Origin of the sequence: Jongsikchunia kroppenstedtii DSM 45133 (assembly GCF_000380485.1) — a bacterium.
Taxonomy (GTDB): Bacteria; Actinomycetota; Actinomycetes; order Mycobacteriales; family Mycobacteriaceae; genus Jongsikchunia; species Jongsikchunia kroppenstedtii.
This window is the reverse complement of sequence record NZ_AQYG01000050.1, coordinates 106,292-124,789: the sequence shown is the minus strand read 5'-3', so window position 1 is coordinate 124,789 and position 18,498 is coordinate 106,292. Positions and strand designations below refer to the sequence as shown.

Here is an 18,498-nt window from a genome sequence, read left to right as displayed (position 1 = left end):
CGTGAAATCCGCGCCGCTTGCGTGGATCCGCGACAGCTACAGCTGGCGCGCATCCACAAAGGCGGCGCGGATTTCTGTATGGGACGGCAATTGTCCGTCGCCGTCGTGCTGTTGGATCTGGCCGATTCGCTCGAATGAAGTGAATCCGACAGCTACCTTCTACTCGAATCGGAGGAGGGGCTGATGAAACGGTATGCGCGAACTCTCGCGTCGGTTGGTGCCGCGATCGGATTGGCGGTCGGGGCGGCGACCATGGCGGGGGCGGGGACGGCGCAGGCCGTCGAACCGCCGGCGGGTGCGGGGGCGCATCTGACTGCGACCGCCGACAATCTCGGGTGTCGGGTCACGTTCACGATGCTCAACTACACGAACTCGCACAACTGGATGACCATGGACTACTGGTTCGCCCAGGAGGACCAGGCGTGGGCGCCGCCGGATGCCCCGTTGGTGTCAACCGGCCCGGTGCCGGCGGCCCCGCTGCCGGCGCCGTGGCGATACATCAACGGCGCCAAGCGTCCGGTCGCCCGGTACACGCCGCCGAGCCCGTCGGACTCCGGCGGGTCGTTGCGGGGGGCGCTGCCCGCGAGCTTCCCGGCGGATCAGCGCTACCAGGCGCCGTACACGAACTTCAATCCGCAGGCGCTCACGACGCCGTTCAAGACGACCGTCACCTTCGACCTGCGGACGGTCTCGCCGCCACCGCCACCGGTCCCCGCGGACGGGAAGTACACGCTGCGCTACCGCATCTACCTGGGTCCGCAGACGCAGGTGTACGGCTACTGGACGCCGAAGTCGGTGACCGTGGGCGGCTGCAACAACCACGGTCCGGCGTTCGGATCATCGGGGCTGGAATTCGGTTCGTCGTTCTAGTCGATCGTCCAGACCGAAATCCGCGCCGCCTCTGTGGATCCGCGCCGACTGCAACCGGCGCGGATGAATGAAGGTGGCGCGGATTTCATCCGTAGCGGTGTGGTTTGCTGGGTCGATGCGACGCATCAAAATTCTGTCGGTACTGTCCGCCGCGATCATCGCGGCGTTGATCGGGATCCCGGCGAATGCCGCTCCCACACCGGATCTCGGTCCTACGGATACCTCGTTGATGCACAACGATCTTTATTCGACGGACAGCACGTCGCTGCCCGGGCCGGGCGTCGGCGCCCACGTGGCGGCGTCGTCGACCCCGGGCGGCGCCTGCGCGGCCACGTTCGTCGGCAGCGATGGGATGCCGGTCTCGTTGTGCACCAGCTACGTCGGCACCAATCCGCCGGCGTTCGCGGCGCCGACTGTCGTGCTGTTCGATCCGGTGACCGCGAATCCCATTGCGCGCCTGCAGCTCACCAAGGGCGGCCTGCTGGGCGGCGTCTACGGTTATCTCGATTCGAAGGACCGGGTGGTCGTCGCGGACGGGTCCGGTTCGATCCTGCGGGTGGCGCACCGGCGCACCCCGGCGGGCTACCAGATGTTCATCGATCAACGCATCGACGTGAAACAGCTGATCCCGCAAGGCGATTCGATCACAGCCGTCGCGCCCGACTGGGACGGCCGGATCTGGTTCGCCACCACGCACGGCGTGATCGGCACGGTGCGTGGCGACGGCACGCGGGCCGTCGCGATGTCGCTGCCCGCCGGCGAGGAGATCGCCAACGGCCTGACGCTCCGCCCGGGCGGGGCATCCGTACTCACCGATCATGCGCTGTACGAGATGAGCGCCGGATCGAATGGTGTGCCGAAGACGCTGTGGCGCAAGACCTATGACCGGGGTCCGGCACGCAAGCCGGGGCAGCTGAGCTGGGGATCGGGTACCACGCCGGGGTACTTCGGCGAAGGCGACGATCAGTACGTCGCGATCGTCGACAGCGCCGTCCGGCCGAACCTGCTGGTGTACCGCACCGACGGCGGGTCGCTGAAATGCACGATGAAGACCTTCGTCACGTCGGGTCAGGGCACCGAGAATGCGCCGATGGCGTGGGGCGATTCGCTGCTGATCGGCAGCACCTACGGATTCGCCTATCCGCCGTTCGCCACCTCCGGCGGACCCGCGGTGCCGGCATTCGCCTCGTTCGTCGGCGGCATGACCCGGATCGACGTGAAACCCGATGGCTGCCATCGGATCTGGGAGAACCACGACCGGCTCGCCTCGCTGCCGCATCTGTCGCGGGCCGACGGTCTGATCCAGGGTTTGTCGTATGGCGACCTGAATGCCAATCCCGTCCAGGAGGTCGGCCCGGTCTACTACGCGGCCACCGATTTCCGGACCGGACGCCGTGTGGTGACCACTCAGGTGGGCGTGGCCCCGCTCGACGAACCGATGCAGCTCACCGGTGTCATCGGCCCGGGCCGCGTGCTCTGGCAAGGCACCCTCGGCCGCATGCTCAAGATCGCCGGGGGCCGATGAACGCTTGACTGCGCTGTCGGAAAGGCCGGCATAGCTCCGCTATTGCCGACCTCCCTCCGCCTTGCCAGATCGTCCATCGGATCCCCGGCGATTCAGGGTTACTGACCAGCGCGGCGGGCGACGCGCACCGTGTATGCGATGAGTCCGCCGTAGGCGGCGATCATCAGCACCTGCGAGAGGTCGCCGGCGATCGACAGCGGCAGCGTGTAGGCGACGATGCCGCGGATGATCGCGTCGGCCAGCAGCGTCACACCCCAGATCATCGAGAAGCGGTACCAGTGCCGCTCGATGGTGCCCGTCGTCGCCGCTGCGGCTGGCGAGCCGAAGCGCCGTGCCGCGTAGTAGGCGAGGGGCCGCCCCAGCAGGCAGGAGCCCACGAACGCCGCACCGACCGCGAACGACGTCGCCGAGTCCTTCAGCAGCACGAAGCGGGCGTCGCCGGTGGCGAAGGTGAGTGCCAGGCCGATCGCGAAGGTCGCGAGTAGGAATCCGGAGAACAGGTCGAGGCGTCGGCTGCGCAGGGCCACCCACACGGTGCGGGCCCCGGCGGCCAGCGCCCCGGCCAGCAACGCGTGAAAGACCGACCCGCCGGTCAGCTGGACGGCGAAGTACACGATGAACGGCAGGCCGACGTCCAGGCCCAGGCCGCGCAGCAGCGCGCGGCCGCGGTCCTTCGGGCCGGTCGGCGTGGGGGCCGGGGCGGTGGTGCGGTCGATGGTCGTGCTGGTGGTCATGTCGTCTCCTCTGGTGCGGTTGATGTCATTGACGGTAGGTTTTGCCTGGTCAGGCCACCTCAACCCGCGGGTGGAGATCCGGGTGGACTTCGATATGGACCACCGGTGACAGAATCGATTGCGTGAGCAGTGACACGCCGGCAGGCGAGCCCCGGATGCCGACGCAGGCCGAACTCGATGCTGCGGACCTCGCGGAACTCGCCGAGAAGCAGAACGCCGCTCCGCGACAGACGCTGCGGCCGCGTCCCCCGACCGATCCCGGTCCGCCGCCGCCCGCGCTGCGCTGGGCGATGCAGCTGTGGATCGGCGCCGCCGTCTGCGCCGCGATCGGGGTGATCTACGGATTCGCGCGGCTGGGAACCATCAACGATCTGATCCAGCCGCGACTGCGCGAGGGCGTCACGAAGCCGGATGAGCTGCATCGCGTCGACTCGATGGCGCATTGGATCCCGGCGGCATGCCTGGTCGGTGCCGTCATCCTGCTGGCCATCCAGTACCCGCTGCTCGCGGCGATCGGTCGGCATCACAGCCGCAACTGCCGCAACTTCTATGTCGCGGCCGCTCTGGCGATGCTGCTCTCGATCCCGATCGGGCTGGACCTGCTGTTCGGCTACCACCAGATCTGGGTCGGCCTCCGGGTGCTGGGCTGGATCCAGTTCGGGCTGTTGGCGGGTTCGGTGGTCTGCCTGTTCGGCACCGGCGTCAACAAATGGCTGCCGCGGTCGGAGCGCATTCGGCCGACCGCCCTGTTCCGTCCGGGGAATCACTACAAGTAGTCCTGCGGTTGTGCCTTACGGCGGTCGTGCGCATCGAGCCGCGCGGCGCCCTGATGAATGTTTGAATTGACTGGACCGGCCCGGTATCTGCGGGCGGATCCTCGGATTGGGAGATGTCAAGTGACAGTTAGTGTTTTGACCACGATTTCGTCCACGTCGACCGGTGGCGGTCGCGACGGCCACGTGAAGTCGGAGACCGGCCGGATCGATCTGGACCTGCGCCCGCAGAAGGAACTCGGCGGCAGCGGCGATGGTTCCAACCCGGAGGAACTCTTCTCCGCCGGGTACGCCGCCTGTTTCATGGGTGCCCTGCGCCTGGTCGGCAAGGGCGCGGTGCCCGACGATGCGTCGGTGACGGTCACCGTCGGCATCGGCAAGGACGACGCCGACGGCGGGTTCGGGCTGACGGCCGACATCAAGGTCGCGCTGCCGGGTCTGGACCAGGCGAAGGCGACCGAGCTGGCCGAGGCCGCCCACGGCGTGTGCCCGTATTCGAAGGCCACCAAGGGCAATATCGCCCAGACCGTCACCGCGACGGTCTGACCGCTCCGCTGGCCATGGCGGGTCGCCGAGGTGGCGGCCCGCTATAGTCGAGTCCGGCGATGGAACTCCGCCGAGCCGGACACGCCGGGAATCGGAATGTGTCGGCTGAACCGCCCGATCTGGGCTGATGGCTCCTCCTGTTCGACGATCGACGAGGAGAGCTGTGTCTGAATCAGAACCGAATCCCGCATCGGGGTCGATGCCGGCATCGGTGCCCGACGTTGATCCGGATTCGCCGCCGCCGCATCTGCGCCCCGGCGTGCTCGCGCTTGTACTGGCCGGCGGCATCGTGGGCACCCTGGTGCGCTACGGCCTGGGGCTGGCGCTGCCGACCAGGCACGGGCAGTGGCCGTGGTCGACCTTCACCGCCAACATGATCGGCACCGTGGTGCTGGCCACGACGATGGCGCTGCTGGCCGCGATCGGCTCCGATACGGGCTGGCGCCTGCACACCCGCATGCTGGTCGGTGCCGGCTTCTGCGGGTCTCTGACCACGTACAGCACCTTCGCGCTCGATTCCGATCGATTGCTGGCCGGCGACCATCTGCTGCTCGGCATCGGCTATTTCTCGCTGACGATCGTCGGCGGGCTGGTCGCGGCGGCGGGCGGCTGGTACCTGGGAACCGTTGCCGAGCAACGCTTTTCCCGCGATGCCGGGCAGGATGAGACATGCTGACGCTGCTGGTGGGCATCGCCGGCTCGGTCGGCGCGGTGTCGCGGGTCTGGGTGGACGGCGAACTCAAGCGCCACCTGCGGCCGGTCATCCCGTGGCAGACGATGCTGATCAACGTCACCGGATCGTTCCTCGTAGGACTGCTCGCCGGGCTGGTCACGGCGGGCGTCGCCGGCCCGAACTGGCAGACCGTGCTGGCGACGGGGTTCTGCGGCGGGTACACGACGTTCAGCACCGCCAGCGTCGAGACGCTGACGCTGGTGCGCAGCGGCCGCGGCGGCGCGGCATTGGGCTATGCCGTCTGCTCGCTGGTTCTGGCGCTGATCGCGTGCGCGATCGGGCTGGGTGTGGCGCGGCTGTTCTGAGTCGGCCGGGCGGTGCCGGTCCGGAAATGCGATTAGAACGTGTTCCCGTAGTCTTGCGCCCATGGTTGCGAGCATCTCCAACGTGTCGGTCCTGGCCATCGTCGCCTTGGTGGGGGTGGTCATCTACGTCCGCTACCGCAATCGCGAGACCCTGCGCCTGCAGCGCGATGCCGAGCTCGCGGCGACGATGAAGGCGGCCGCGGCCGACGACCCGGTGCGGCTCGCCGCGGTCAACGAGTACGAGACCCGCAACTACGAGCGGTTGTTCTACGCCGCCAACGTCGGCCCCCGTGCCCGTAGCGCCGCCTGGTCGCTGCTCGGCCTGGCCGTCAGCATCGCGGTGCTGCTCACCGTCACGTCGCCCGGCGGCGGGTCCGTCGCCGAATCGGTGATCTTCTGGATCGTCGTCGCACTCGCGGCCGTGTTCGGTGTCGCGTTGCTGGTCTTCACGGCCCTCGCGATCCAGGCCGCCGTCAGCCTGCCGCGTATCTCGTTCGCCGAGGCGTACGAGGACGAGGTCGACACGTCGTCCGCTGACGACTGACGCGGTCGACGCCGACCCCTCGATGAGCCCCTCGGCTCTGGGCCCCGATGAGCCCGCCGGCGCGGAGCGCGCGATGAGCCCGTCGGCGCGGAGCGCCCGATGAGCACCGCCGATTGGCAGCAGATCCTGCCGGTCGTCGTGTTTCTACTGGCGATCACCGCGCTGGCCGAGGTCGCCGCGGTGGCCGGACTATTCGATGTCGTCGGGCACGTGGCCGTGCGGCTTGCCGGCGGTCGGGTCTGGCTGATGTGGCTGGTGACCTTTGTCGCCGGATGCGTGGCGACGACGGTGCTCAGCCTCGACGCGACCGCGGTGCTGTTCACGCCGGTGGTCATTGCGATGGCCCGACAGGCGGGAACCTCACCGATCCCATTCGTGCTGACCACGGTCTGGGTGGCCAACACCGGGTCCTTGCTGCTGCCCGTCTCGAACCTGTCGAATCTGTTGGCGCTGCGTCATTTCGAGCAATGGGGTGGCGCGGGCGGCTATCTGTCGGTGGCCTGGCGGCCGGCCCTGATGGCCATGGCCGCGACGGCGCTCGTGCTCGTGCTGCTGCATCGCCGCGAGCTCACCGGCCGCTATCGGGTCGCCGAGCCGCCCGTTGTAAATGATCGGGTGCTGCTGTGGTGCAGCGCCGTGTTGTGCGTGTCGCTGGTGCCGGTGGTGCTGGCCGGCGTCAACCCGGCGATCCCGGCGACGGTGGCCGCGCTGGTCGGTATCGGCGTGCTCGCGTGGCGCGCCCGGGAGCGCCTGCGGGAGATCGTGGTGCCGTGGCGGATGGCCCTCGCCGTGCTGGTGGTGTTCGTCGCGATCCGGCTGCTGGCCCACGCCGGCGCGCTGGACTGGCTGACGACGGCCGCCGGGCACGGCACCGACACCGTGTCGCGGTTGCGTTTGGCCGGCGTGGGGGCGTTCGCGGCCAACGCCGTCAATAACCTGCCCGGCTACCTGCTGCTCGAGCCGGCGGCGACCGACTCCGCACATCGGATGATGGCCCTCTTGGTGGGCGTCAACGCGGGGCCGCTGATCACTCCGTGGGCATCGCTCGCGACATTGCTGTGGTGGCAGCGCTGCCGTCGAGCCGGCGTCACGGTGAGCCGAAAGTCCTTCGCGCTGCAGGGTTGCGTGGTCGCCGTGGTCACGGTCGTCGCGGCCGCGGTGGTCATCTGACACCTCGGCACGCTCCGTGCGGTTTTCGTGCCGTCGAGGGCGTTCAAATCAGCGTGGATCTGAACGGTGCCTGAACACGGTCCGAACAAATAGCCTCCGTCGCAGTAACAACAGCGGAGACGACATGCGGATCCGCATTCGGGATGGGATAGATCGGATGACGACAACCGTGGACTTCAGCCGGCAGCGGGTCGGCAGTCGGACGACCATCGAGGTCGTCGTTCCCAGCGACTGGTCGCAGGCGCTGGTGCGCGAGTACGTCCTCGACAAGCTGTGGCGAGGCGGCCGCATCAAGCCGGTCGATCTGGTGCTCACCGAATGCGGCCAGGGCACCTACGAATGGCAGCTCACCTGGTTGGCCAGCTACTGATCGATCGCCGATAGTCATTCGACGCGTCGGTCGACGCACGCATCCGCAGGTCGCACACTGGGAGGGGACCACAACCAGCGAAGGAGCGGCGAGAGGCGGGCGGCATGTCGGCGGTCGTCGAGGGGATCGACCAGGAACTCGCGGACCAGGCGATCGAGCAGGTGCGTCGATGGCTGGTGTCCGGTCGCGACGAGCCGATGGACGCCGCCGCGACCCGTCTCGCCGGGGTGCTGCACGACCCGCACGGGCTCGAATTCACGGCCGGCTTCGTCGACGGGGTGATCCGTCCGGAGGATGCCCGGGTCGCCGCGCGCAACCTTGCGGCGTTGGTACCGATCGTGCCCCGATTTCTGCCGGCGCCGCTGCGCGGGCTGGTGCGCGCGGGCGCGGTGGCCGGCCGGGTAGCACCGGGGCTGGTCGTGCCGATGGCCCGAAAAGCATTGCGGCGTATGGTTCGGCACCTGATCGCCGATGCCTCCGACCGGTCCCTGGGACGGTCGATTGCCCGCCTGGGCGGCGACGGCATCCGGCTGAACATCAATCTGCTGGGCGAGGCGGTGCTCGGCGACGGCGAGGCCGCGGCTCGACTATCCGGCACGGAGAAGCTGTTGCGCCGCAGCGACATCGACTACGTATCGATCAAGGTGTCGGGGGCCGTACCGCCGCATAGCCCGTTCGGGTTCGACGCGGCGGTGCGGCATGCGGTCGACGCATTGCGTCCGCTGTACCGGATCGCCGCGGCCGCGCCGGTCCCCAAGTTCATCAACCTCGACATGGAGGAGTACCGCGACCTGGCGCTGACGATCGCGGTGTTCAAGACGCTCCTCGGGGAGCCGGAATTCCTTGGGCTGCAGGCCGGAATCGTGCTCCAGGCGTACCTACCGGATGCCCTGTCCGCGATGATCGATCTGCAGGACTGGGCCGCGGCGCGGCGGCGATCGGGCGGGGCGCCGATCAAGGTTCGGCTGGTCAAGGGGGCGAATCTGCCGATGGAGCGGGTGGACGCCGAGATCCACGGGTGGCCGCTGGCGACCTGGCCGACCAAACAGGCCACGGATGCGTCGTACAAGGCGGTGCTCGACTACGCGCTGCGGCCCGAACGAATCACCAACGTGCACATCGGGATAGCCGGCCACAATCTGTTCGACATCGCGCTCGCCTGGCTGCTGGTGCAGCGACGGGGGGTGGACGCCGGTGTCGACTTCGAGATGCTGCTCGGGATGGCCGCCGCACAGGCCGCGGTCGTCAAACGCGACGTCGGGTCGCTGGTGCTGTACACGCCGGTCGTCTACCCGGAGCATTTCGACGTCGCGATCGCGTATCTGATCCGCCGGCTGGAGGAAGCTGCGACCACGGACAACTACCTGTCGGCGGCGTTCGCACTGGACGACGATCCGGAGCTGTTCGAGCGTGAGCGCCGGCGGTTTCTGGCCTCTGTTGCCGATCTCCCAGAGCGCGTTCCGGCGCCCTCCCGAGACCAGAACCGGCAGCTCCCGCCGGTGCAGCGTGTGGCCTCGACGGGGTTCTCGAACACGCAGGACACGGACCCGAGCCTGGCGGCGAATCAGCAATGGGCCGAGGCGATTCGACGACGAATGGCGGACTCGGCGCTCGGCGCCGAAGTCTGCGCTGCGGGACAGGTGAACTCGGGCGAGCGACTCGACGCGGTGCTGGACTCCGCGCAGTCGGCCGCCGCCCGCTGGCGTTCGCTGCCCGCGGCCGACCGAGCCGAGATCCTCTACCGGGCGGCCGATCTGCTCGAATCGCGGCGGGCCGATCTGCTCGAGGCGATGGGATCGGAATGCGGAAAGCTGCTGGACCAGGGCGACCCGGAGGTGAGCGAGGCGATCGACTTCGCGCGCTACTACGCCGACCAGGCCCGGGCGCTGGAAACGGTCGACGGCGCACGGCCCGATCCGGCCCGCGTCACGCTGGTCACGCCGCCGTGGAATTTTCCGCTCGCGATACCGGCCGGTTCCACGCTGGCCGCGTTGGCGACCGGTTCGGCCGTCGTTCTGAAGCCGGCCGAGTCGGCCCGGCGCTGCGCGGCGGTTCTGGCCGAAACCCTCTGGGCCGCTGGGGTTCCACACGACGTGCTGCAGTACGTGCGGCTGCAGGACCGGGGCCTGCGGACGCGGCTGATCGGCGATCCGCGGATCGAACGCGTGATCCTCACGGGCGCCTACGAGACCGCCGAACTCTTCCGGGGCATCCGGCCGGACCTGCGGCTGTACGCCGAGACCAGCGGCAAGAACGCGATCATCGTCACGCCCAGTGCCGATTTCGACCTCGCCGCGCGCGATGTGGTCGCGTCGGCGTTCGGTCATGCGGGGCAGAAGTGTTCGGCGGCGTCGCTGGTGATTCTGGTCGGGTCGGCTGCCCGATCGGGGCGGCTGCGCAGCCAGCTCATCGATGCGACGCGGTCGTTGCGAGTGGGCGTGCCGTGGGATCCGGCGGCGCGGATGGGCCCCTTGATCGAGCCGGCTCAGGGAAAGCTCTTGCGGGCCTTGACAACACTCGAAGCCGGTCAGTCATGGCTGCTGAAGCCCGAGCAACTGGACGCGGACGGACGGCTGTGGCGCCCGGGGATTCGCGAGGGCGTCCGACCGGGCTCGGAGTTTCACCGCGTCGAATACTTCGGGCCGGTGCTGGGCGTGATGACCGCGGAGACGCTCGCCGACGCGATCGCGATGGTCAACCGGATCGACTACGGACTCACCTCCGGCCTGTATTCGCTGGACGAGGCGGAGATCGCGCAATGGTTGTCGACGGTCGAGGCCGGGAATCTCTATGTCAACCGCGTCATCACCGGCGCGATCGTGCGGCGGCAGTCGTTCGGTGGGTGGCGCAAGTCCTCGGTCGGGACCGGGGCGAAGGCCGGTGGTCCCAATTATCTTGCCGGGCTGGTCGATTGGCGAGACGCGGAGCCATCGCCGACGCAGGTGGGGCCCGACGGCCTCCGGGTCGCCGCGGTGCGGGCGGCGGCCGGTCAATCGGCGGACGACGTCGCCTGGCTGGATGCGGCCCTGGCCACCGATCAGGCGGCGTGGGCCGAGGAATTCGTTGTCGTCCATGATGTTTCGGCCTTGGACTGCGAACAGAACGCATTCCGGTGCTGCCCGGTGCCGGTGACCGTGCGCTACGCGGCCGACCGGCCGGTCGAGCTGATTCGGGTCGTCGCGGCGGGGCACCGGACCGGCGCGTCGATCACGGTCAGCGCCGGTGCCGCGCCGCCGAATGACATTCAGTCCTGGCTGACATCGTCCGGCGCGGCGGTCGCCGTTGAGGACGACGCGGCGTGGCGTGCCCGGGTCGTCCGGCTGGCCGGCGCGGGCGGCCGAATTCGGCTGATCGGCGGAACTGCCGCGGCCGTCGCGGCGGCGGCGAACGGCAGCCCGGCCCTCGCGATCTACGCGGGCACAGTCGTGTCGGCGGGACGCGTCGAACTGCTGCCCTTCCTGCGTGAGCAGGCAATATCCGTCACCGCGCACCGATTCGGGACGCCGCGCAGGTACGGAATACCGCCAGTCGTGTGACGCGGGTGTTGGCCATCCTTTGGACATTGGTTAGGCTGGCCTAAATTGTTGGGCTGTCGCGTGTACGCGCCCAGTCGCAGCTCCGGTTCGGAAGGGGAGTGAGCCATGTCGGCGGACGCCGCGATCGCGGTCGAGAACCTGGCCAAGAGGTACGGCACGGTCGAGGCTTTGAAGGGCATCTCGTTCGAGGTCCCGCACGGCCAGATCCTCGGGTTGCTCGGCCCCAACGGCAGCGGGAAGACGACGACGGTCACCCTCCTGTCGACGCTGCAGCGCCCGACATCGGGGACCGCGAGGGTCTGCGGCCACGACGTGACGGCGGAGGCGGCCCGGGTCCGCGAGCTCATCTCCCTGACGGGCCAGGAGGCCTCGATGGATGACGGGCTGACCGCCGTCGAGAACCTCTCGGTGTTCGGGCGCCTCACCGGCCTGCGCGGTGCTCCGCTGAAGTCACGCATCGACGACCTGGTCGAGCAGTTCGATCTCCGTGATGTCCGCGACCGCCGCGTGGGAGCCCTGTCCGGCGGGATGCGTCGCCGCGTCGACATCGCCAGTGCCCTGATCACCCGTCCGAAGGTGCTGTTCCTCGACGAACCGACCACCGGACTGGACCCGCGGAGCCGGGCCGCGGTGTGGGACACCGTCGCCGGCCTGCGCAGCGAGGGCATCACGGTCCTGCTGACCACGCAGTACCTGGAGGAGGCCGACCGACTCGCCGACAACATCGTGATGCTTCACGAGGGTTCGGTGGCCGCGTCGGGGACTCCCGCGATGCTCAAGCAGCAGGCGGGCGCCGCAGTGTGCGAGATGACGCTGGCCGACCGGAGCGACGCCGATCGGGTCGTTGGGCAGCTCACCGGTCTGGAGATCATCGAGGCTCCGACCGACGGCGCGACGACGGCGCATCCGCGGGTGGTGCTCCGCGCCCCCGACGGCATGGCCACGGTCGGCAGCGTGATCGAGCGGCTGCAGACGGCCCGGATCGAGGTCGTCGACATCGGGTTGCGCCAGCCGTCGCTCGACGAGGTGTTCATGCAGCTGACGGAAACGGTCTGATGGCCACCGCCCCTGTCTTCGAGCCGACGACATCCGAGCCCGCGGTGGCCTCCCTCGACGCGCCCTCGCGGACCTCGGTCGGGCTGGTCGCCGCAACATCGACGCTGGCCCTGCAGAAGGTGACCGCAGCGGTGCGGGCCGGGGATGCCATCTTCGCGTTCCTGAGCCCGATGGTCTTCTTCGTCTGCTTCTATGTGCCCCTGCATCGGCGCTTCGAGGTCGGCGGCGGTGACTATGCCCAGTTCTTGACGCCGATCATCCTGCTGCAGGCGGGCATCTTCACGGCGATCGCCGCGACCCAGGTCGCCGGCGACGACGCGCGCGCAGGCGTCCGCGAGCGGATGATGTCTCTGCCTATACCGCGGGTCGCTCCGATTCTCGGGCGCATGTCGTGGGTCGTCACCCGATTGCTCATCGCGCTGTGCGGCGGCCTGGTGATCGGTTACAGCCTCGGATTCCGATTCAAGGGCTCCATCCTGGCGACCCTGTTGTTCGTGGTCCTGATGGTGGTCTTCGGACTGGCGCTGAGCCTGATGACCGACGCGGTCGGGTCGGTGGCTTCGAGCTCCCTGGCGGTGGCGAGCATGCTGATGATCCCGCAGCTGGTACTGGTGATGGCGTCGACCGGGTTGGTCCCCGCCGAGAGCTTCCCGTCGTGGATCCAGCCTTTCGTGCGCAATCAGCCGCTGTCGGTGTTCGCCGATGCGCTGCGTGCCCTGTCCAGCGGCGTCCATCTGGATCCCACCGCGGTGCTGTGCTGGGCGGTGGGCCTGCTGGCCGCCGGCGCGCTGGCCGCGGCGGCGATCGGCCGAGCGCAGGTGACCCGATGACTTCGATGACCAACAAATCAGCGTCCGACCAACCGGCCACCGAGAAGCCCATGACGACGATGAACGAGTCCGCAGCCGACACGTCCTGGCCCTCGCGCAAGGCGGTCGGACTGCCGGTACAGGTAGCCGCCCAGGCGGGCGCGCTGCTGCGGGCATGGACGCGGGACCCCGGAATCGTCGTGCAGTCCCTGCTCTTCCCGACCTTCATGCTGCTGATGTTCCAACTCGTCTTCGGCAAGTCGGTCACCCAGCTGGGAGTCGGCGCGAGCGTCTACGGCAACACCGGACTGGTAGCCCTCGTCGGAGCCCTGTACGGGACCGTCGCGACCGCGATGTCGCTGATCCACGAGCGTGACAGCGGCTTGCTCTCGCGGATGTGGACGCTGCCGGTCGCCCGATCCGGCTTCATCGCCGGGCGGCTGACAGCCGAGGCGGTACGTACCGGTCTGTCGACGATCGTGCTGTTCCTGGTGGCGCTGTCCCTCGGCTTCCGGTTCGAACAGGGCGTCGCCGCCGGCATCGGAGCCTGGGTGGTGCCGATGATCTTCGCGGTCGGAGTGGCGGTTCCCGTGATCGCGCTGGCGACGGTGGCATCGGGGACGCAGGCCGTGCAGTTGCTCGGCGGCGTCTTCTTGTTCCTGCTCTTCTTCAACAGCGGCTTTGCGCCGGTGTCGGAGTACCCGGGGTGGCTGCAGCCCGCCGTGCGTTACCAACCGATGACGCCGGCGATCGATGCGATCCGGGGCTTGACCGAAGGCGGTGCGGTGGCCGCGCCGCTGCTGGGCACGATCGCGTGGACGATCGGCCTCGTGATCGTATTCGGGCCGCTTGCCGTGCGCGGCTACCGCCGCGCCTGCGAAGAGCGTTGACCGGCGCGAAACATATTGCAGCACAACCATTTCAGTTATAACACAATGTTCGTCAGAGGAGCGTGACCATGTCCGACCAGGTATCCGAAACGTTGCAGAGCATCCTCGAGGAGGATCTGGATCTGTCAGCCGACAACGTCACCGAGTCGTCGTTGCTGGTGAACGATCTCGGGATGGATTCGGTGGCCTTCGCCATCGGCGTCGTCGCCATCGAGGAACGTCTCGGGGTGCAGCTGACCGAACGCGAGATCTACAACAGCACGACCGTTGGTGACCTCGAGGGAGTCATCCGCGGGAAGCTGAGCTCGGTGGCCCAGTGAGCAGCGTCGCCAGCGGACCGTCGGTGGCCGAGTTCGGGCCGTCCGACTTCACCTATCTGCATACCGACACCGACAGTGCGCCGGCGCATTGGGCGATGGTGCTCGAACTCGGCGACGAGGGGTCGCCGCTGACCCTCGATGCGATCCGTGAACGCGTCGGCGCCCGGGTGGGTCTGTTCGACCTGTTCCGAATCGGCGTGTACGGCGGCCGTGACACGGAGCCGGAGATCGTGGTGGCCGAGACTGTCGATCTCGAGGCGCATGTCACTGAGCAGACCGTCGAGGACCAGGCGGCGCTCATGTCGGCGATCGCTGACGCGTTGTCCGAGCCGCTGCCGCGGCCGCGGCCGTTCTGGACCATCACGCTGTTCACCGTCGCGGCGTCGGGCAAGCAGTCTCTCCTGCTCAAGGTCCATCACAGTCTTTCCGACGGCATCGCCGGCGCGGCCTTCGCCGCGTTGCTCGCCGACGGCAGCGCGGACGATCTGGCGGAATTCGAACGGTTCGCAACGAGTCCGCGATTCCGCGTCGGGGTTGTCGATGATGACCAACTGGCACGGTCACGCGCGGCGTTCGAGGAGCAGTGGGCCGCCGGCAGTGCGGGCCGCGGATGGCCGGCACTGACCGGGTCGGGAAGGCGCGACATCGCGCTTCACTCGGCGTCGACCAAGGAGTTGCGGCGGGCCGCCCGGCGTCACGGGGCGTCGGTCCACGAGTTCCTCATCGGCGCCATCGGCCGGACCGTGAGCATCGCTCCGCCCGAATCCGATGGACCGCAGTCGGAGAACATCCGGGTCACCCTGCCGGTGACGCTCGATTCCGCGTTTCGGCATACCGGGAACGCCGTCGCCATCTCGCTGCTCAATCTGCCGGGCTCCGAGGCCGATTTCGACGCACAGATCGAGCGGGCGCGGGCCGAGCTGAAGCTCATCGAGGAGCAGCGTCTCGAACTGGCGCTGGCTGCCGTGGACGATGCGCCGCCGGTGCCCTGGGCCCAGATGCGCGAGATTGTGGGCGCGTCGATGGAGCGGATGAGCCCCGATATTCATATCGGCATCAATCCCGGCTTCAGCCGCGTTCGGTCGGTCCTCGGTCACAGCATGGCTGACCTCACCGCGATCTCCCCGCTGATCGGCTATTCCTTCTCGATCACCGGTCTCATCCTGGGTGGCCGCTCGTCGTTCGGCATCGTCGCCGACGCCGCGGCGCTCCCGGGATATCCGGCGCGATTCGCGAAGGCGTTCGCCGAGGTGCTCGCGGAGGCATAAGCGACGTCGTGTCCGCGGCGGAGGATCGGCTCGGGCGCTGACCCGGCCGAATTGTTGCGAGCGCTCTCTAGGATGGGGCGATGCGGCAGTTCGGACATGGGTGACCGGTGACACTGGAATTCGAGCACCGACCGTCAGACTCACCATTGGTAGAGCGTGTCTGGCGAAGTCAGAGCCTGGGCACGACAACGACAATGACGTCGGTCGCTCGGGCCCACTGGGACTTCGTCTTCTGGGAGGGGGCCGACGGCGTCCACGCCGGAATCCAAGGTCCCGAGTCATGCGCATCGCAGGCGCCGGTGCCCAACGACGCCGAATTTCTGGGTGTTCGGATGGCCCTCGGGGCGTTCGTGCCCACGTTTCCGATGCCGGCTCTGGTCGACGGCTTCGTGGAGTTTCCGGTGGACGGCGACTGGTTCTATCTGGCGGGCGACCGCATTCGTAAACCGCGATTCGGCGACGCAGAGGAGTTCGTTGCCGGGCTGGCTCGGAAGGAGATCCTCGTCGTCCCCGATATCCACGATCGGTCGGTGACCGATCGGACTCGTCAGCGCCGATACCTCGCGGCGGTAGGTCTTCCGCAGCGCACCGTGCACCAGATCGACCGCGCGAATGACGCGGCCGTCCGACTCGGCGAAGGCCAGCAGTGGGCGTCGTTCCTCCACGACTCCGGCTACTTCGATCAGCCACATATGGCGAGGTCGTTACGCCGGTTCATTGGCCGCTCAGCCACAGAACTCACCGAGGGTGCCACGACAGGGAGCCCGCTGTCGTTGCTGTACAAGACAGGTTCGCGGTACGAGCAGTAGTTTCCGCGCAGAGCCGAATAGAGCTCGCGAGACGAGGAGACGATTGTGAATGATGCGTCAGCGGCATCCGCTGATCGGCGGGTTGTGCTCTACGAACTGATGTCGCTCGACGGCGTCGCCGACGATCCGGGTCGGGGCGAATGGTTGGGTGACCCAGGCGCCGGACTGCTCGACTTCCTCGGCGAGACGATCGCTACGCAGGATGCGGTTCTGCTCGGCCGCCGCACGTACGAGATGTGGGCGCCGCATTGGCCGACCGCACAACTGCAACCGTTCGCCGACTTCATCAACACGACGACCAAGTTCGTCTTCACTTCGTCGCCGATGCAACTCGACTGGGAGCAGTCGGTGCGCGTGACGGATTCGGCTGCCTCGTTCGTCGCCGGCCTGAAGCAACAGTCCGGTGGTGACATCGGGATCCACGGCAGCTTGTCGTTGGCGCGCACTCTGCTCGCGGCGCACCTCGTCGACGAACTACGAATCGTGCTCGCACCGAGCCTCGCGGGCAACGGCAAGAGGCTGTTTGGAGACAGCGGCAACCTGCAACGCTTCGAGATGGTCAGCTCGGAACGCTCCGGCGAGAGCCTGCTGCTGCACTACCGACGCCTCGACTAATGGGGGTGACGACCAACCTTGACACGCTCGCATTGCCCTCGGCTGTGTCAAGGGAAACCCAGTAGTCAACAGCATTCCGATCCGTCAGAACGGTGGTGGATGTTCCTTCTCCCACTTCTGCTGCGCCCGTTGCCGTCTGGCACGGGACGCGTTTCGGCGTTGATCGAATCTGCTTCGAGTGGGATGCTCGGGCGGTCGGTCGACCGGCTCGCGGCAGATCGTGTCGAAGATATCCAGGCCGTTGTACGCGTTGCCGACATACCTGAGCCCGTCGGGGCTGGTGAAGACAGTCGTGTGCCACGTGTCCTGGTACTGACGCCAGTGCTCAAAAGTTTTGAGACGGTGGTGAAATCGGCATAGGGGTCCGATGTTTGACGGGGTAGTTCTCCCGCCGTCACCGTGGGCGTGGTGGTGGTCGAGATCAGCCTGAGACACAGGGGCATTGCAGCCGGGAAACTGGCAGCACAGTTCCCCTGCGCGCAGGAGCGCTCGCAGTTTTCGGGACGGCCGATAGCGCCGCTCCGCGGCCGGATCCTCGCGGGATGGGGCAATGTACGCCCGTTTCGCCTCGGCGAGAAGGGCTCTGGCGGTATCGGCATCGACGAGGCCTTGCCCGTCGAGGTAGGCCGGATCATTATCAAGGCCGAGCAACGTCGACAGGTTGACCACGACGTACATCAGCGGCGTGGTCGGATGGCTGCATGTCTGCGGCGTCGCCGACGTGTCTCCGGCGGTGTCAGATGTCGCCGCCGGTTCGGTGGGTGACGGCGCCGCAATAGGTGCCGGTTCGGGCCCGGGGGCGGCATTGCAGTCGTCGCAGTGACAGCACAGGTGCTGCAGACCTCGGGCGAGGGCGACGTACGCGTCGGCGCGGCGTTGTTTCAGGGTTCGCCCGTCGCCTCTGTGGACTTCCTTCGCCATGGCGTCAAGGCGGGCGTTGATGACTGCGGCCTGTTCGTGTGGCAGCGATCCGCTGATCCGGGCCTGGCCGGTGGCGAACCGGTCCGGCGCGATGGTGATGTTGCGGTTCTCGTCGGTGCGGGCGGCGCGCCGCCGGACCGCGTCGGGGTCGTGCTTGTGAATGAGCCTGTCGACGAGGGTGCGGAATCGCTGGGTGGACATCGGGCCCCGATGAAAGATCGCGGTCGCCAGCTCCCGATCCAGCCGCAGGATCTCCGCCGACCCGACCAGGTCGGTACGAGTGACGACCATCGTCATCCGGTCGAGGTCGATGAATCCTTCAGCGAGGGCGCGGGCAGTCTCGGGCAGCCGGTAGCGCGCCGCGGACGCTGCCGCGATCAGCCGCCTGGCACGCTGCGGGGTGACGCACAGTTCGGCGCCGATGTCGCCGATCGCGCGTTCCAGGCCGTCGGGGCCGTACTTGTCGCGAGGCGCGAGCACAGCAGCGATCCCGGATGCCTCGGCCGGCGGGTTCTGCTCGGCGCGGGCGGCTACCTGCGCGATGTGCTGGTCTTCGCGGTGCTCGTGGATGCGGGAAATCAATTGCAGCAACCGATAGTCGGCGGCGCCGCGGACGCGTTGGGTGTAGCCGGCAGCGTGGATCAACTCGGCGATCGACAGGCCGTCGTCGAGTTGATCAGCTGCTGTGATTGGCATGGCACTAA

At 68.0% G+C, this 18,498-nt stretch carries 19 protein-coding genes and 1 riboswitch; of the genes, 17 read left to right on the top strand and 2 right to left on the bottom strand.

The window, feature by feature from the left end; all coding sequences use genetic code 11:
* Positions 1-183: 183 nt before the first annotated feature.
* Together G341_RS0116580 and G341_RS0116575 are read left to right on the top strand one after the other, a co-directional pair.
* Positions 184-870, top strand: coding sequence for a hypothetical protein (locus tag G341_RS0116580; protein ID WP_018180285.1), 687 nt, complete (start codon positions 184-186; stop codon positions 868-870).
* A 115-nt stretch (positions 871-985) separates the two neighbouring features.
* Positions 986-2,395, top strand: a complete 1,410-nt coding sequence (locus G341_RS0116575; protein ID WP_018180284.1) for a hypothetical protein — start codon at positions 986-988, stop codon at positions 2,393-2,395.
* A 98-nt stretch (positions 2,396-2,493) separates the two neighbouring features.
* On the opposite strand, the gene G341_RS0116570 is transcribed toward G341_RS0116575, so the two are convergent.
* Positions 2,494-3,129: a VC0807 family protein gene (locus G341_RS0116570; protein WP_018180283.1), complete on the bottom strand. Its 636-nt coding sequence runs from the start codon at positions 3,127-3,129 to the stop codon at positions 2,494-2,496.
* Between the two features lie 122 nt (positions 3,130-3,251).
* Between G341_RS0116570 and G341_RS22320 the strand changes: the two genes are divergently transcribed.
* From G341_RS22320 to G341_RS22315, 15 genes are all read left to right on the top strand, one after another.
* Positions 3,252-3,905: a hypothetical protein gene (locus G341_RS22320; RefSeq protein WP_018180281.1), complete on the top strand. Its 654-nt coding sequence runs from the start codon at positions 3,252-3,254 to the stop codon at positions 3,903-3,905.
* A gap of 120 nt (positions 3,906-4,025) precedes the next feature.
* Positions 4,026-4,448: an organic hydroperoxide resistance protein gene (locus G341_RS0116555; protein WP_026303780.1), complete on the top strand. Its 423-nt coding sequence runs from the start codon at positions 4,026-4,028 to the stop codon at positions 4,446-4,448.
* A gap of 46 nt (positions 4,449-4,494) precedes the next feature.
* A riboswitch (Fluoride riboswitch) is annotated at positions 4,495-4,592 on the top strand.
* 19 nt (positions 4,593-4,611) lie between these two features.
* Positions 4,612-5,124: a FluC/FEX family fluoride channel gene (locus G341_RS0116545; protein ID WP_245557026.1), complete on the top strand. Its 513-nt coding sequence runs from the start codon at positions 4,612-4,614 to the stop codon at positions 5,122-5,124.
* Complete coding sequence (crcB, locus tag G341_RS0116540; RefSeq protein WP_018180277.1) at positions 5,118-5,486, top strand: fluoride efflux transporter CrcB; 369 nt, start codon at positions 5,118-5,120, stop codon at positions 5,484-5,486. Before G341_RS0116545 ends, crcB begins: the two co-directional genes overlap by 7 nt.
* A gap of 61 nt (positions 5,487-5,547) precedes the next feature.
* Complete coding sequence (locus G341_RS0116535; protein ID WP_018180276.1) at positions 5,548-6,030, top strand: hypothetical protein; 483 nt, start codon at positions 5,548-5,550, stop codon at positions 6,028-6,030.
* A 99-nt stretch (positions 6,031-6,129) separates the two neighbouring features.
* Positions 6,130-7,200, top strand: a complete 1,071-nt coding sequence (locus tag G341_RS0116530; RefSeq protein ID WP_018180275.1) for an SLC13 family permease — start codon at positions 6,130-6,132, stop codon at positions 7,198-7,200.
* A 157-nt stretch (positions 7,201-7,357) separates the two neighbouring features.
* Positions 7,358-7,570: a hypothetical protein gene (locus tag G341_RS0116525; protein WP_155827017.1), complete on the top strand. Its 213-nt coding sequence runs from the start codon at positions 7,358-7,360 to the stop codon at positions 7,568-7,570.
* 104 nt (positions 7,571-7,674) lie between these two features.
* The gene (locus G341_RS0116520) at positions 7,675-11,106 is read left to right on the top strand and encodes a proline dehydrogenase family protein (RefSeq protein WP_018180273.1); all 3,432 of its coding nucleotides are present in this window, start codon (positions 7,675-7,677) and stop codon (positions 11,104-11,106) included.
* 105 nt (positions 11,107-11,211) lie between these two features.
* The gene (locus G341_RS0116515) at positions 11,212-12,162 is read left to right on the top strand and encodes a daunorubicin resistance protein DrrA family ABC transporter ATP-binding protein (protein WP_018180272.1); all 951 of its coding nucleotides are present in this window, start codon (positions 11,212-11,214) and stop codon (positions 12,160-12,162) included.
* On the top strand, positions 12,162-12,992 hold the full coding sequence (locus G341_RS0116510) for an ABC transporter permease (protein WP_018180271.1): 831 nt from the start codon (positions 12,162-12,164) through the stop codon (positions 12,990-12,992). Before G341_RS0116515 ends, G341_RS0116510 begins: the two co-directional genes overlap by 1 nt.
* Positions 12,993-12,997: 5 nt before the next feature.
* On the top strand, positions 12,998-13,861 hold the full coding sequence (locus tag G341_RS0116505; RefSeq protein ID WP_245557025.1) for an ABC transporter permease: 864 nt from the start codon (positions 12,998-13,000) through the stop codon (positions 13,859-13,861).
* A 68-nt stretch (positions 13,862-13,929) separates the two neighbouring features.
* Positions 13,930-14,181 (top strand): acyl carrier protein, encoded by a 252-nt coding sequence (locus G341_RS0116500; protein WP_018180269.1) that lies wholly within the window; start codon positions 13,930-13,932, stop codon positions 14,179-14,181.
* The gene (locus tag G341_RS0116495) at positions 14,178-15,449 is read left to right on the top strand and encodes a wax ester/triacylglycerol synthase domain-containing protein (protein ID WP_018180268.1); all 1,272 of its coding nucleotides are present in this window, start codon (positions 14,178-14,180) and stop codon (positions 15,447-15,449) included. Before G341_RS0116500 ends, G341_RS0116495 begins: the two co-directional genes overlap by 4 nt.
* A gap of 194 nt (positions 15,450-15,643) precedes the next feature.
* Positions 15,644-16,258 (top strand): hypothetical protein, encoded by a 615-nt coding sequence (locus G341_RS0116490; protein WP_018180267.1) that lies wholly within the window; start codon positions 15,644-15,646, stop codon positions 16,256-16,258.
* A gap of 45 nt (positions 16,259-16,303) precedes the next feature.
* The gene (locus tag G341_RS22315) at positions 16,304-16,873 is read left to right on the top strand and encodes a dihydrofolate reductase family protein (RefSeq protein ID WP_222836607.1); all 570 of its coding nucleotides are present in this window, start codon (positions 16,304-16,306) and stop codon (positions 16,871-16,873) included.
* Between the two features lie 84 nt (positions 16,874-16,957).
* Here G341_RS22315 and G341_RS0116480 read toward each other — a convergent pair whose 3' ends face one another.
* A complete protein-coding gene (locus G341_RS0116480) occupies positions 16,958-18,490 on the bottom strand; it encodes an HNH endonuclease signature motif containing protein (protein WP_018180265.1) in 1,533 nt (510 codons plus the stop codon).
* Between the last annotated feature and the right edge of the window lie 8 nt (positions 18,491-18,498).